Source organism: Halorubrum luteum, from assembly GCF_054652935.1.
Genome location: NZ_BAAIGT010000002.1, coordinates 552,534 through 567,513 on the forward strand (window position 1 = coordinate 552,534; position 14,980 = coordinate 567,513).

Sequence of the window (14,980 nt, forward strand, 5' to 3'; positions counted from 1 at the left end):
ACACAAGCGATTTGAGGCCGGCACGCCTCGATCACATATGAACGTACTTCGAAGTCTCCGCGCGATCTCCGAGGCGTCCGGCACGGGCGTCGTCGACTGGGATCGTGCCGCGGAGGCCGCGAAGGCAAGCACCGAGCCGGGGTCGATCGACCTCACTACGGCCGACCGAGAGGGGTACGCGGCCGACGTCCGAGACGCTCGAACGCGGGTTCGGGACGTTTCGGGGATCGAGTTCGACGTCCCCGACGCCGTCGAGATCCAGAACCGACACCACTGGATCGACGCCAGTCTGACGACGTTCGAGAACGTGATGGGACCGATCGAGGAGGTGGCGACTCCGGCGATGCCGGACGTCTCGCGGGTCGTCAACACCGGATCGATGGCGATGACGCTCGGCTTTCTTGCGCGGAACGTGCTCGGCCAGTACGACCCGCTGCTGTTGGCGAACGAGCCGGACTCCGAACACGGACTCTACTTCGTCCATCCGAACATCGTCGCCGCCGCGACGGAGTTACGGGTCGAGTATCCGCGGTTTCGCAGATGGATCGCCTTCCACGAGGTGACACACGCAGCCGAGTTCGGGGCGGCTCCGTGGCTCCCCGGATATCTCGAGTCCCGGCTCGAGGAGAGCGTCCACACGATCGTGGGCGGCGGGCTCGATCGTGAGGCGTTCGTGGATCTTCAGGTCGCGATGACGGCAGTCGAGGGGTACGCGGAGCTACTGATGGACCGCGCGTTCGACGACGAGTACGATGATCTCCGTCGCAAACTCGACGAGCGTCGCAGCGGCGGAACGCCGGTCGAGCGACTCATGCGCCGGCTGCTCGGTCTCGACCTCAAGCGCCGACAGTACGAGCGTGGCGCGGCGTTCTTCGAGCACGTCGCGGACGCTCGCGGGCTCGACGCGGCGAGTGCCGTCTGGAAACGTCCCGAGTATCTGCCCACGAACGCGGAGCTCGACCACCCCGAGACGTGGCTGATCCGCGTTGACCCCTAGCAACTTCCGGGGAGCTTTCCGTAGCCGGGGGGCCACTGGCTACTCGATCCGGCGGTCGCGGACCGCTTTGATCACGTCCTGTCGAGCGATGATACCCACGAGCTGACCCTCTTCATCGACGACCGGAACCCGGTTGATGTTCGGGTCGTCGCTCGCGAGCAGACCGAACACCTCGTCGATGTCGGCGTCAGGAGTGACCGTTTCGACGTCCGTGCTCATCACGTCGGAAACCGGTCGGCCCGCGTTGCGGACCAAGTCGACGCCGATATCAAGGTCGGTCCACGGCGGCTTCACCTGATACGTGAGGGTGTCGACGAACGGGGGGAGACCGATCGGGATCCACAGCGTCTCGTCGTCCGGCTCGAACAGGTCGACGAGGTCCGACTCCGTTACCACACCGACCACGAGCCCTTCCTCCACGACGGGGAAGCCGCTGAACGGGTGACGGGCGAACCGCTTGAACACCGTCGACACGTCGTCGTCGGGAGCAACCGTCTTCACGTCGGTCACCATCAGATCACGAGCCTGCATACGTGACTCGTCGCCGCCGGGTGCCGTAGTCGTTACGGCACGCTCGGATGTCTGCCAGCGCACGCACGCCCGCCACGTCTGCCAGCGCACGCCGACCCACTGGCCTGCCGGACTTGCCACCCCCGAGACGCCGGTCATTCCCCGGCAGCAATGCTCGGGTTCATCCACTCGTCGACTGTCATCGTCTGACATACAGGGCCGGGAGTGACCGCGCTATGTATACCCAGCGTTCACCGCGGAGATTCGAGGACAATAGTCCTCAGTACTCCCGATACGACTGTGGGGAACGTGTGTTCGAGTTGAGGAGGCGTTCGATCGCGGCGATCGAACCCACACGCGGAATGAACCTATACACGGGGTCGAACCCAGACACGCGGTCGAACGCAGACACGAAGCCGGGCCGCATCGGGACCGTCGCTGTTCATCGCAACGAGAATACACGAACGCGACTCGCTCCGGATCAACCAACTCGTTCCGTCCCACTGAATCGCACCGTCGACTCGTCGGTGCGCACAATCAGTTCAAATGTGACCCATCCGTTTGTGCTCCGGACGAGCCCGACGGTGTCTTCGTCCCACGTGGCTCGTTTGGATTGGCTGACCGTCTCACCAGCCGCGATATCGGTGACGACTGTGGTGTCCGTCCAGAGCTGTGGTCCATCAATCTCTTGGCCGGCATACACACTAGTCCTAATCGAGACGTTCGTTGCCGGTTCCGGGCCAGTGTTCGTGAGTTGGATCGTCCCCGTCCCACAACTAGGTCCGCACGGCCTGATCTCCTCAACCGCGAGATCGATCTGCTCGGTGTCTCCTGAGACGGTGTCGATATCCACCTCGCTGCCAGCAGTAAGCATGGCTCCGGGACCGAGCATGTATGCCCCGAGCAGGACCACGACCACCACGATCAGCGCCCACCGCATCATTTGTGAGATCGTACTGGAGATGCTAATAGCCTGAGGTGAGGAGACACCGTGAAAATGCAAAGTATCATTCCGTCCCGGACTGGATGATGTTCGCATGGTTGTGGTCCGCGGTGAGCGGCTAGATCGGTTCCTGATTCGGCGGTGGGAAGCAGGGACACCGCATGAACTCGGGGATCGGTCGGGCCGGCTGTGCGTGACGGCAGGGTCAATTGCGGAACGAAATGTGAAGCGGTCGCTGGTGGCGGCCGGCGTGCCGGCGTCACAGGCGGCGGAATACACCTCGATTGAGGAGATCGCGCGAGCAGTCCTGTCAGCTCATCATGGCTCGCGTGCGGCGCTGGGGGACGGATCGTTGCGACAGCGGACGATCGTCGAAATCGTCTCGGCGGCAACGTGTGAGGATCCGGAGACGGAACTTGAGCGGTTTGTCAGCCGCATTGAATGGGACGAGGATGCATACGCACGGCTCACCAAGGAGCTTGCGGGGTATTTCCGGGCGTCAAACATCGGAGCCCCCGATGAAGCCGCTCGGGATCACGCGTCGGTGGCGGCAGTCGCCGAGGACCTGTCGGACCCGTTTGCGGCATGGAAATCATCACAGGGAGTGGCCGCCTTCGCCGAGATCCACGAGGCGTTACAGGATCGAATGCAAGCGCTACCGCCGACCGTGTATTTATAAAAGAAAACAGCGCGAGTACCCCGACCCACCGTGGTCGAGGGTGAAGCGCATCACATCACGAACTTTTAACAGATAGCAAACCATACTAGATTACAGTGCAGTCGTCCAAACTCACCCACACTCTCTCGTTCGGATTGGACATTGGAACGGGGAGCGGAGACGATCTGCAAACGGGCTGTTTTGAAGCCCGCCGTATCCGCAACGAAACCAATCGGCTTGATCGACAAGGATGGGGGTGGGGTGACATCAAATCGACTGTTGTTGCCAACGCCAACCACGTCAACAACACCACTCAACTCATCGTTGACAAGGCACTCGGTGAAATCGAAACCTACCACGACAACAAAGATGGTGGATCAGTCGATCACATCGGGTTTGAGTGAAAGTGTCTGCTTTGGGAAGATGTGCAACAACCCGAAGCAGACAACGAGTTAGAGGAAGAGCACCTGCTTAATTTTGTCGTCAACAGCCTTGACGAAGAGCTTGCGATAGATCTCGGTGAGGACGTCGAGGTCACGACAGAGAAACTGTACGAGGTCCTCGCCGGCGCCAGCGCCGGCGGGACCTCAATCAACCACGTCTGCGAAACGACCGACGACTCGCCACACGCCAACACCGTCCGGGGACATCTCACTGAGCAGTTTGAGCTTGACTCGGTTGAGGCGGTTGGAGACACGCTCCTACAACGAGATGCCCTCGAGACACTCCCGGATCGACCGGTGGAGGTCTGCGTAGACCTCCACCTTGATCCCTACTACGGTGACGAGGACGAGACGGAGGCGCTGTACTTCTCGCAAGCGAAACGAGGAACAACTGCGTTTCACGCCTATGCGACACTGTACGCGCGGGTACGTAACAAGCGCTACACGCTGGCGGTTCGCCAGCTGGTCGCTGGCGATACCACTAGCGATGTCCTCGCTGAGTTTCTCGAACTGCTCGACGGCCTTGACCACGCCGTCAAGGCCGTCTACCTTGATCGCGGCTTCTACAACAGCACCTGTCTCGGACTGCTGTACGCGCACAACTACGCCTACGTTATGCCGATCGTCAAGTGGGGCGAGACGATTCAAGACGAACTCAGCAGAGGTTGGAGCCGCGAGATCGAACACGATCTCGCCGGCAAGGTAACGTTCCCCGTGTTCATCGGTTGTGTGTACCAGCAGGGGCGGTACGATGAACACGGAGTGGCGCGTCACGGCTACGCCGCTGACGCGCCGTTCATCGACACGCCACGCGATGCCCGAGAACACTACAGCAAGCGTTTCGGCATCGAATCGAGCTATCGGTTAGCCAAACAGAGCCTCGCGTTCACCAGTTCTCAAGACGCTGGCCTGCGGCTGGTGATGTTTGTGGTGAGCCTGCTGTTCCAGAACAGTTGGCGGTATCTCCACTGGAAGTACGTGGCGTCGCCCCGCCGAGGGGGGCGACGCCTCTGGGAGTGGTCATTCACGGAGTTCCGTGAGATGGTACTGCGAGCGGCCTGGACAGCCCTGGGCGTACGCAGGGCTGTCCCAGCGAACCAACCACTCGACGACCGGTTCTTCCGGTAGCTGTCCACCGATCTGGACAGCGGTCGTGAGTGGCGACGCTGTCGCGTCGGCGGCTGACCGCCGCCGACAGCGACTGACTAACGCCTCGACAGCCGAGCAACGCCAGAATTCAGCCGCTCCATCCTTCCGAAGACTATCGAGGGGCCGAGGGCAACGATTTAGCGGCTACTGGACGGAGTCGTGGGCCTTCTGATGTGATCGACTGAACTTTTGACCCCGTGAATCGATGCCTTATGGAAAAAGCTAACCAATCAGTGGTCAATAATATTCAGATATGAAACGCCTCCTGCGGTATATGCTCTACCGGGAGGTCTATCGACACCTCCGCAAAGCGATGCGGGATTCTGGCTCAAACGACGATTCTCAGCCAGTTGAACCTGACAAAGCCGTTGAAGAGCGTGGGCCGGAAGCGGTCTCCTCGAATATGGACCCTTCTGCGTTCCCTGCCGATGGTACTACGATCGACGACCCGGCGCAGCTGAAATCTGTTCTGCAACAGATGGATGCCTACGACTTTGAGCACTTCGTCGCAGACATCTGGGAGCGGCTGGGCTGGAAGACGGAGGTATCCGCGGAAGCCGCTGACAAGGGCGTCGACGTCATCGCCAGAAAGCAGCGCCCCTACGAGCAAACCACACTGATCCAGGCCAAACGCTACGGTCCGAACACGACCGTCGGATCGCCTGAAGTTCAGCAGTACGCCAGCCTCAAAAACCAGTACTCGGGCGTCGACAAGGTCGTGATCGTGACGACAAACGAATTCACCGGTCAGGCTCGAGAACTAGCCGATCGGCTGAACGTCAAACTCGTCAATGGAGATGATCTCATCGAACTGCTCAACGATGCCGAAGCAGCGGATCTCGTTGCCAAATACCTCGATTTCATCGAGATCGTCGAAGAAGAAGAAGAAGTAGAAGAACCGGCTCCAGATCAGCCAACTCCGGCATCGGCGTCGGGAACGTCAAGTTCCGAGACGGAGTCCGAGGCCACAGAATCGGCTCTGATTCCGTCGACAGGCTGGCACAAGGCGACCGCCGTAGCGACAGTCGGCTGGCTTGTCCTCATCATAGACGGTGGTCCCGAACTCCTCCCAGATGCACTGTGGGGTCTCCTCTTTCTGGGATCGTGGATTCTCCTTCCAGTCGCGATCTACAAAGACGTCAAGTCGATTCCTGATCAGGTCGACTGGCCGAATTACACGTGGGCCTACGTGATTGGCGCACTACTCTGGTTCGTCGCACTGTTCGCCGGAGCGATCTACCTGTGGCAACGGCGACGTCGCTCGTCCTCGCTGACCGAGTCGACTACGACGGCTGCGGCCAACCAATCTACCGCCGAGACCGATCCCGAGTCCAAAACGACATCTCCCTCAGCTCCGGAAAGCGCGACCGAAACCGGTCCTACACCTGAGCAGGAACCAGCCGCTACTCAAAACGAGTCTCATCAAGCCCAAGAAGACGACGAGATCAGGACGATCGGCTACGAGGACGAACGGTATACCTGCGAGGTGACGTGGTCGCCGGATCACGCTTGGACGGTTGCGTACGGGCGAAGTATGGATGGCAACCAGTATCGACTGTTCGTCTACGACGAGGACGGGCTCCGATTTTCGGAACAGCTTGCGGATCCGGTCGATGCAGAAATCGCGAACACAGGCCGAGCGATCGTCATCGAGGGCCTCGATCCCGACGAACAATCCGGGAAGATCACCGTCTTCGAACCCAACAGCGAAGAGCAACTCACCCATTATTTCAACGCCAACGTTGCCGACTGCGCGATCACTCCTGATGGGAACTTCGCTGCAGCGACGACCTACAATCCTGACTGCAGCACGTACGTGTTCGACGTCGATGCCGGTCAACTCCAAGCTAAACACGAAAATCTTCAGGGCCTCAAGCAATCAATTGCCTTCGAACTGGAAAACAACGAGTGGCAGCTCTTGCTGCAGGACGATCACGGCAGCGAACCTCTCTATGCGATCGATGTCGACGGAGAAGTCGTCTGGGAGAGTACCCGGCTGCGTGGGGAGGATCATATCGATCATCTCCTCGAAAGCGACGACCTGTCGGATCTGCGAACGGCAATCGACCGATTACAGGAGCGATACGAAGCAATTGACGATGAACGCGATCGCAAGGAAGTTGCTCAGCAGCTGGCAGATACACACTGGTCGATTGCGAAGGCGCTTGAAAGGTCAGACGAGGAGGCAATGCTCGAGCATCTCGACCGAGCCAAGGAACTCTACTTCGAGTTGCTCCCATGGTACGACGGCAAAGCTGGCGTTGCGAAGGTTCTCCGAAAACAGGGAGAATACTACATAGACCGCGACAATCATGAGACGGCATACGAGTGTTTCCAAGAGATCGAACGCCTCGAAGACGAATACGGCGTTCAGCTATTGACGGAAGCCGACGAACAACAGCTCAACGATCTCTCCGAACAGATCGGTCCGGAACACGACTCGATCGTATAAGGCTCACAAATCCCTACGAATATGGACGAAGACGACAGTGAAGTACCACGGGCGCGGTGGCCCGTGGCTTCGCCGTGGTCTCTGGCGTGGAGCCAGCGAAACGACCGGTGGCGAATTTAATTCCGCCCGCGCTCGTCCCTGTGGGGGACTCGCGTGGAACCGGTAACACCCGAACACACCGGGAGTGCCACCGCAACAGAGGTCGTCTGTTGCAGCCGTGGCGGGTGTGTCCGTGGGCGTCCGCCCCTTCACGAGGGCGCGACACAGGCCCGGCGCACCGCGTCTTACCCCGAAGTGGGTGCGCGGGTTTTGCGAGGCCGATAACGTGGGTTCCATACTGTAGTAGGGCGTCCCGATACTTAAAACAGGGACGTAGCCGAGCGGACGCGCTTCACCCCCGCCCACGGTGGGGCGGGGAACTCGCGCTGCTTTTCGTTTCGATCAGTTCCTTGTTGACCAGAGTATCGAGATTTGGGTACAGTCGCCCGTGATTGATTTCGGCGTTGTAGTCTGTCTCGATCTCCTCCTTGACGCCCTGACCCGACGGCTGATCGGCACCTGCGATGACGTACAGCAGGTCGCGCTGGAATCCAATGAGATCGTCCATCGTACGTGAGTCTTCAACAGTCCTGTATTTGACCTCTTTTCATATTCACTTAGGAGTATAGATGCTGTGAATGTCTTGCTTTGATTGACATATACCTTCGCGTAACGCCAGACGATGTCGAGTACCCCTCGACACTTCGAATTACTGATAGAGCTTAGCGTAGACCCTCCTACTTTCCAGAAGGGCAGACAACGGATATGTTGAAATTGCCGTGCAAGATATAGAGGATGTATTCAGCAATCTCGTCGTTTACTCATCCCTGCTGGAATTTGTGAGGCCTAGATGGTTGACTGCGTATGTGGCGGAGACTGAACAGCTAGTGTTCATGAGTCCGCAGCACCCGTTTTCGCTCGCGGCGGTGCTGGAACAGATCGGCACAGGTCTTGAAAAAGATCAGAACGACGACCACGCCAAGCGGTTCTTGGGTGAGGTTGGCGGTGAGTCCCCCAATAAAGACCACACCAAACAGCGCCACGAACCGGGCCGCCGGTTCGACCAGCAACGAGACAGGGCCGCGGCGTTCGTACTCTCGGTTGCCGAGATACTCGGCCCAGTATGAATAGATGTGGGAGACAACGAGGCTAACGGCGATGAGAACCACGGTAAGTGGACTCGCAGGCTCGATCTCTAGAGCACCAACGAGCGGACCAGCCACAAACAAACCCAGCAGGAGCCAAATGACTACGTACTGCTCAAGGAGCGCGCCCAGAATGTCTCCTTTCGGCTTGCCGATGTACGAACGAGGGGGCTCGCCAGCAATATTCCAAAACGCCCGAATGGACTCGGGGTCATCGGTTCCCTCTGCTCGGGAAATCTTTTGAACGTAGATACCCCCGACAACACCAGCCTCAAGCCAGTAGGCTATCAGGAGTGCATGGACTTGCCAGTCGGACCACCAAATCACGGCCAGCGATGCGAGGTTTGCCAGGAGTACCCCGACGAACGACCACTCTGCTCGTTTCCACGACGGATGCACGCGTAATCGTGACAGTGGTGGGGGAGTTAATTTTGTGGATTTGACTGACCACTACAGAGAACACCATAGCTCGAGATATGCCACACTCGCGCGTTCCATCTTGCACGATATTTTTGACAAAAGTTGGATGGATCTACCGTGCGAAGGTTTCTATGCCACGCTCTTTCATAGGAAAAGATAGCCCAGGAATGGAGTACCCGACCCGATCGGATATTCGTTCGCTCTGTACGGAACAGTCCTTCGAACGGGGGGTCAAGTACTACGAGGAGGATAGGATTCAGAAACTGGAGGTCGAGGGCGGAGACATTACTGCAATCGTTCGTGGATCTCGCGATTACGATATCTCAATCGACATCGACGACGACACGATTCGGACCGTCTGTAGTTGTCCCTACGACTATGCTGGGGATTGCAAGCACATCGTCGCTGTACTCTTGGCCGTCGAAGATCGCTCATCCGAGTCAACTGCTGAGACAACCACTTCATCAGACAGCTCCGAGACGGTCGATGTTGAAGCCCTGACCGATCGGACGCCTGACGACGAGCTTCGGACTTTTCTCCTCGACCTCATCGCGGACGACCGTGATATCCGTGATCGCTTCGTCGCATTTGCTGGTGAAGAGCCAGGCAAGACGGTCTACGATTACAAACAAGAAATCGACTGTCTGTTCGAGGATGCAGCCGGTCGTGGTGGCATGATCGAATACGATACTCGTATCGACTTTTCCCAGTATCACGACCTGGCGGAAATGCACCGAGGCCGTGGGAACATTGGCACAGCGACCGATATCTACCGTGCGCTGGCGGAGGCAATCCGCGAAAACATGAATCGAATCGACGACAGTAGCGGGCACTACGGTCGCGAATTGAACCGTGCTATTGAGGAGTACGCTGAGACGATCACCGAACAAGGGTATGGACACCCAGAAAAGCGACCGCACATCGAATATCTCTTCGAGGAATTCATCGAGGCAGACTACGGCTTTGCCAGCGAGGACTACGACGAGGCATTACGGGCAATCTGTACGACGAGGGCGGATCTCGAATACTGGCTCGAACTGTTGGACGCACACGTTTCGGGTGTCGACCTTGAGCCAGAGGCCCTCGAAGCATCGGTCGGTTCTTCGACGGGGACGACTCAGGACGACGTTCAAGAAGACATGCCTTGTTGCGGGTCCGATCAGCGGACTGTGCAGTCGGTCTGCGAGTGATTTCGTGAAATTGACGGAGGAATTGGACGCTGTCTTGCGGTATGAGGTCGAAACGACCGCTGGTGAAGAAGTGTAAGCACCTTGCTAAACAGCACGCTGATAACCCAGACGAACCCGCTGCGCCGGACGGCGACAGCGGGTTCGCCGAGTGGGTTCAGATCGCCTTGATTCTCATGCACGCTGAACTCGACAAAAGCTTCCGCGAGACCGAAGCGTGGTTTAACGATTCTCTCGCCATCCGTGAGGAACTGAATCTCGAAGCCTCGCCAGACCATACGACCCTCTGTCGCTGGGAGAAAGAGTACCAGATGCGTGAACTCCGCCGCCTGCTCCGCGCTTCGGCGGAGCAGGCGGGCTGGAGCGGTGAAGCTGCAATCGACGCCAGTGGCTTCCAACGCGATCAGACCAGCTACCACTACCGCGACCGCGCGAACTACTCGTTCCAGTCGATGAAGACGACGATCTTGATCGACGTGAACTCACTAGCGATCAAAGACGTTCATTTCACCACGCAGAAGGCGTGGGACGGCCATATCGGGATGCAGGTCTTCCGCCGGAACGCGGAAGACCTGCGGGTCCTGTCCGCTGATGCGAACTACTCGTGGGGTGAGCTCCGCGAGGAGTGTCGCTCCAACTCGACGCGACCGTTGATCAAACACAGAGAGCAGACACCGCTTCAGAAGGCTCACAACGCCCGGATGAACGAGGACTACAACCAGCGGTGGATGAGTGAAACGGGCTTCTCGCAGTTGAAGGAAGACGACGGCGAGAAACTACGCTCCCGGACTTGGCACGGCCAGTTCCGGGAGCTCACGCGGAAGTGCATCGTGCATAACCTCACGCAGGCGGCGAGTTAGGGCTCGCCGCCTGCTCCCCTTCTCCGGACGTATCCGGGAGAGGTATCGCCGTCGTCATCAGAACAAGATCGCTAGCTACCATAGTTCTGACTCTTCGACAGCCACCTTTAGCCACCGCTACTGCATCTTCTGTATCCAGAATACCGCTTCTAACGCCATGGCTCGCCGAATTACTGACCCCGCCCCTATGCCGTCTTGCGATCAACAGGACATTTCGTCTTCAGGCGACATACTCATCGAATCTCCCTATCTAGATCTAGTCTAGTTTGTAGCAAACTTTTAAATGCGTTATCTAAAGAGCCTGATCTTTTCCTGTAATCGCTGTACGTCGTAGGGGTGCGTCCATTACACCCGGGTGCTCGTCCTTGAGTGCGGGTCATTCTTACATCCGCGAAGAACAGTGTAATAACCGGACGTAACGGGGAAAGAGAGCCTAGGCCGGGCTTTGAACCATACCTTCAATAGCCTACGTATAAAATAGGTATTTAGAGGAACCAAGGTTCAACGATGACAGACTCCCGAAATCAAATTGAGAATCTTCATCAGCGAATTGAGGAATCAGATGAGATTTCCGAAACCGATGCCGAACTCTTGATGGAGTTCAGCAGAGAGATGGAACTGAAACAGTCGGAGTATTCCGAGCTCCGTCATCGAGATCTTATCGGACGCTGTGTACGCATCATCGAAGAATCAGGCTGTAGCTTAGAAAAGGCACTAGAAGAGCGAAAAGAAGCAGAAGAGATCGTCCTCTGGATTAATCGCAACTACGAAAACGAATGGACGAACGCGGACTACCGCGACGCTCTTCGTGTATTCGCCGGCAACGTTACAGAAGGAGACGTCGAGGAGAAGCCGGACACGATCAGTTGGATCCCGTCTGGGACAAGTAACAGTCACGATCCCCGCCCTGATCCGGCAGACATGCTCGAGTGGAAGGACGATGTGAAGCCGATGATTGAAGAGGCTCGTAATCCACGGGATAAAGCACTGATCGCAGTTGCATTCGATACAGGTGCACGAAGCGGAGAACTCCAGGATCCGACTGTCGGCGACGTCTCCGATCATCAATACGGCTTGCAGCTTCGAGTCGATGGGCGACGCGGGGAACGGTCAGTACCGCTCATTCCGTCTGTTCCATATCTCAACCGATGGCTGAATGAACATCCTGCACCGGATGACCCAGATGCTCCGCTCTGGTCAAAACTGGACGAGCCCGAGTCGATTAGCTATCGGTCATTCAACAACGCATTCAAAGATGCTGCTGACCGAGCAGGCGTGACAAAACCGGCTACACCAACGAACTTCCGCAAGTCAAACGCAACATATCTGGCACGCCAGGATATGCCCCAAGCGTTCATCGAAGATCGACAGGGTCGCAAACGGGGAAGTGAAGCGACAGCCCACTACGTCGCAAAGTTTGGTGGTGAAGTAGACGATAAATACGCCCAACTTCACGGGAAAGAAGTCGAAGACGATGATCCTGAATTACACGCACCAATCGAGTGTCCGCGATGCCATCGAGAGACGCCGGCAGATGAAGCGTTCTGCGTCTGGTGTCGACAAGCGCTGGAACACGACGCAGTACGAGAAATTGAGGAGACAGAGGAAGAGCAGCGACGTAATCTGCTTAAAATCGCCCAAGAATATCCGGACTTGCTCGAATCGATGGAAGAGATGGAGCCTCTAATCGAAGCTCTTGGAGGGAATGCAGATTTGATTGATGCCGCCGCAAGCTTCACAGAAGCTGTCGAGTAGCCGTTTAAATCTCAAAACGACTGCTGGATCATCGATCCTGAAATTAGTGAGATTATTAGATGTTTATTTCTTTTATAGCATTTGCGATAATTGCTTGTTCTACTGATGATTCATCGTCAAGAGCGTATCGATGGAGTACCTCTGGTGCTTCATATTGATTTTGGTGCCGAATAGCTCCTACGAGATCACCCAATGCTGTTGTCTCCCATCCACTAGAAGATGAACCTTCAACCAAGGGATAATCTTTCCAAATATAAGAATACTCTTTTTCACCTGCAAGGATCATAGCATCGTGCATAGCGTCTCCAGACTCATCCTTGTTTAGATCATCGGGAGAAAGGGCTTTTCTTTTGGTATAGGTTTTATCCAATACTTCATCAGCATTTGATTTTAAAAATTCTAATTGGTAGAGGCTCTGTTCAACTATTTCTAAGAGATTTTCTATATCACATATTTTCGTATTTTCTTTTATTTCTTTTATATACTTATTAATTGGCTCTATCCCATCTAACTGATGGATATCTATTTCTATATCGTCTTCTAACTCACGTTTGCGCTCATCAACAGACTTTGATTCATCTAACTGATCCAACTGATTGACCTCTGGTCCCAACTTTTCTTCTAATTTGTTCATATATTCTGCCCCAATCTCCGTCTTATTTGTTTGATCAGAATTTGGCTGTACAGAATTCAAGGGAACAAGATCACACTTTTTTAGTATGTGGTTAATGAGGTATCTTGAAGCTGATAAGCCAGCATCTCTACTCGCTTGAGCAACAATTCTATATGTGATTAGAGTGTTTCTATGGTAGTTGGATAGCAAGACAAAGATACACCGCACAGTGATGCCTCTCGTCCTTACCGAAGTTCTCTCCCACCCAGAATTGACTGGAGCTGTTCAGGTGGATCAAGTCCTCGTCGTTTCCACGTCGCCAACATCGTTGTTATTGTCTCGTGAATCTGGACCCCTTCTGCCGAACGCAGGGTCCGAAACATCTTCCGAAGGACTACTTGCTCGCGCAGAGCCCGCTCTGCGCGATTATTCGTTGAATCAACACCCCGTTCGGTCACGAACGTCAGCCAGTGACCCAAGCCATTGCTGATCTTCTTGATCAGCTGCTGAACCTCTTGGGCCTCGTAACCTTCCCTCACCAGGCCCTCCAGGTGTAAGGATGCTTCCGCCCGCTTCTGCTCGCGGGCGGAAGCGGACGGATCTCCTTCGACGAACGTCGTTAGATCGTCGTGGAGTGCGTGCAACTCTTCAGACAGCCGCTCTGCTTCCTCGTACCGTTCAGCGACGTACTCAGCCTCCCGCAACAGGTGCGCCCAGCACCGCTGCAGTTTCGTGTGATAACTCGAATACGCCGACCAGCCGTCACAACTGAGCGTCGAGTCCTCGGCGAATTCCTCGCCGAGGACGTCTTCTAAGACTCCACTTCCTCGGCTTTCATCAACCCAAAACAGCACTTCGTCATCAGTGACGAACGTCCACGCCCAGTGTTGTTCTCCATCGACCGGAAAGCCTGTTTCATCGCAGTAGACGACCTCACTCTCCCGAATCTTCTCTTTGACATCCTCGTAAGCGGGTCGCAGACCGGCTGCGACCCGCTTAGTCAAGTTGTAGATCGTCCGGTGAGAGATCGGAAGGTCGAAGTCCCAGTCAAACAGCTCGGCCTGTTTCCGGTTCGGCAGTCGTTGATGGAACCGACCGAGAGCGGTTTGGGCCATGATATTTGGCCCAAACCGCCCCTTTTCGGGACAGTCAGGATGCTCAGCAACAACCTCGTTACCACAAGAACAGTGGTGTTTACCGAGCTTGTACTCGGTAACAGTGGTTGGAACAGGAAGCGGTACGTCAATAATAGTCCGTGAAACGTAGCTATCAGGGCTAGAGAGGATTTGCTCACAGTCTGGACAGAATCCCTGATCAACGAGGATCGTCTCTTCTGGTTCAGGTGCTGTTCGAGTTGTTCCCTCGTGACCTTCGCTGCGTCCAGGCGATGAGTCGCTGGCGGCGTCAGAGTCGCCGCCAGCGTCGTCTTCATCAGGTTCTTGGTCTTCGTCCTCGGTTTGGTCGTCATCGCCTGATGAATTAGCCGCACCACCCTGTCTACTGGGTGGTGTGTTTGGATTTTCGTACTGCTTGAGGCGAGCCTCAAGCTGTTCGATCTTCTGTTGTTGTGCAGTAATCTGGCGTCGCAGCAGCTGGTTCTCAAGCTTCTTGACTACGAGCTGCTGGCGGAGTAGCGAACTGTCGTCGGTGCGGATCACGGAATCTGTCGATTCCGTTGATCCGCGACTCCCCAGCGACACAGTAATTCAGCAGTAGTGAACGATCTATGAGACTGCTACGAAATCGTCTCGACATGGAACTGCTATCCAACTACGTTTGGGTCATTGAACTAGAAAAGTCACACAGTCT

Annotated in this window: 14 protein-coding genes; 8 read left to right on the forward strand and 6 right to left on the reverse strand. The window is 56.2% G+C overall.

Annotated elements, in window-relative coordinates; translation table 11 throughout:
• The first annotated feature begins 37 nt into the window (after positions 1-37).
• Positions 38-997 carry a zinc-dependent metalloprotease gene (locus ACYQ0R_RS02735; protein ID WP_459820810.1) on the forward strand — a complete coding sequence of 320 codons (960 nt, stop codon included), beginning with the start codon at positions 38-40 and terminating at the stop codon, positions 995-997.
• 39 nt (positions 998-1,036) lie between these two features.
• On the opposite strand, the gene ACYQ0R_RS02740 is transcribed toward ACYQ0R_RS02735, so the two are convergent.
• Positions 1,037-1,528, reverse strand: coding sequence for a CBS domain-containing protein (locus ACYQ0R_RS02740; protein ID WP_459825647.1), 492 nt, complete (start codon positions 1,526-1,528; stop codon positions 1,037-1,039).
• Positions 1,529-1,988: 460 nt separating this feature from the next.
• Complete coding sequence (locus ACYQ0R_RS02745) at positions 1,989-2,447, reverse strand: hypothetical protein (protein WP_459820811.1); 459 nt, start codon at positions 2,445-2,447, stop codon at positions 1,989-1,991.
• Positions 2,448-2,673: 226 nt separating this feature from the next.
• Between ACYQ0R_RS02745 and ACYQ0R_RS02750 the strand changes: the two genes are divergently transcribed.
• From ACYQ0R_RS02750 to ACYQ0R_RS02765, 4 genes are all read left to right on the forward strand, one after another.
• A complete protein-coding gene (locus ACYQ0R_RS02750; protein WP_459820812.1) occupies positions 2,674-3,129 on the forward strand; it encodes a hypothetical protein in 456 nt (151 codons plus the stop codon).
• Between the two features lie 95 nt (positions 3,130-3,224).
• Positions 3,225-3,512 carry a hypothetical protein gene (locus tag ACYQ0R_RS02755; protein ID WP_459820813.1) on the forward strand — a complete coding sequence of 96 codons (288 nt, stop codon included), beginning with the start codon at positions 3,225-3,227 and terminating at the stop codon, positions 3,510-3,512.
• Between the two features lie 21 nt (positions 3,513-3,533).
• On the forward strand, positions 3,534-4,679 hold the full coding sequence (locus ACYQ0R_RS02760; protein ID WP_459820814.1) for an ISH3 family transposase: 1,146 nt from the start codon (positions 3,534-3,536) through the stop codon (positions 4,677-4,679).
• Positions 4,680-4,953: 274 nt separating this feature from the next.
• Positions 4,954-7,152: a restriction endonuclease gene (locus tag ACYQ0R_RS02765; RefSeq protein WP_459820815.1), complete on the forward strand. Its 2,199-nt coding sequence runs from the start codon at positions 4,954-4,956 to the stop codon at positions 7,150-7,152.
• 391 nt (positions 7,153-7,543) lie between these two features.
• On the opposite strand, the gene ACYQ0R_RS02770 is transcribed toward ACYQ0R_RS02765, so the two are convergent.
• Positions 7,544-7,759, reverse strand: coding sequence for a helix-turn-helix transcriptional regulator (locus ACYQ0R_RS02770; protein ID WP_459820816.1), 216 nt, complete (start codon positions 7,757-7,759; stop codon positions 7,544-7,546).
• A gap of 316 nt (positions 7,760-8,075) precedes the next feature.
• The gene (locus ACYQ0R_RS02775; protein WP_459820817.1) at positions 8,076-8,735 is read right to left on the reverse strand and encodes a DUF6498-containing protein; all 660 of its coding nucleotides are present in this window, start codon (positions 8,733-8,735) and stop codon (positions 8,076-8,078) included.
• A gap of 188 nt (positions 8,736-8,923) precedes the next feature.
• On the opposite strand from ACYQ0R_RS02775, the gene ACYQ0R_RS02780 reads away from it, so the two are divergent.
• The 3 genes from ACYQ0R_RS02780 to ACYQ0R_RS02790 all read left to right on the forward strand — a co-directional run bounded on the left by ACYQ0R_RS02780 (position 8,924) and on the right by ACYQ0R_RS02790 (position 12,558).
• Positions 8,924-9,946: an SWIM zinc finger family protein gene (locus tag ACYQ0R_RS02780; protein ID WP_459820818.1), complete on the forward strand. Its 1,023-nt coding sequence runs from the start codon at positions 8,924-8,926 to the stop codon at positions 9,944-9,946.
• A 41-nt stretch (positions 9,947-9,987) separates the two neighbouring features.
• On the forward strand, positions 9,988-10,803 hold the full coding sequence (locus ACYQ0R_RS02785) for an IS5 family transposase (RefSeq protein WP_459820819.1): 816 nt from the start codon (positions 9,988-9,990) through the stop codon (positions 10,801-10,803).
• A 507-nt stretch (positions 10,804-11,310) separates the two neighbouring features.
• Positions 11,311-12,558, forward strand: coding sequence for a site-specific integrase (locus ACYQ0R_RS02790; protein WP_459820820.1), 1,248 nt, complete (start codon positions 11,311-11,313; stop codon positions 12,556-12,558).
• A gap of 55 nt (positions 12,559-12,613) precedes the next feature.
• On the opposite strand, the gene ACYQ0R_RS02795 is transcribed toward ACYQ0R_RS02790, so the two are convergent.
• A complete protein-coding gene (locus ACYQ0R_RS02795) occupies positions 12,614-13,192 on the reverse strand; it encodes a hypothetical protein (protein WP_459820821.1) in 579 nt (192 codons plus the stop codon).
• 224 nt (positions 13,193-13,416) lie between these two features.
• On the reverse strand, positions 13,417-14,871 hold the full coding sequence (tnpC, locus tag ACYQ0R_RS02800) for an IS66 family transposase (protein ID WP_459820405.1): 1,455 nt from the start codon (positions 14,869-14,871) through the stop codon (positions 13,417-13,419).
• Positions 14,872-14,980: the final 109 nt, after the last annotated feature.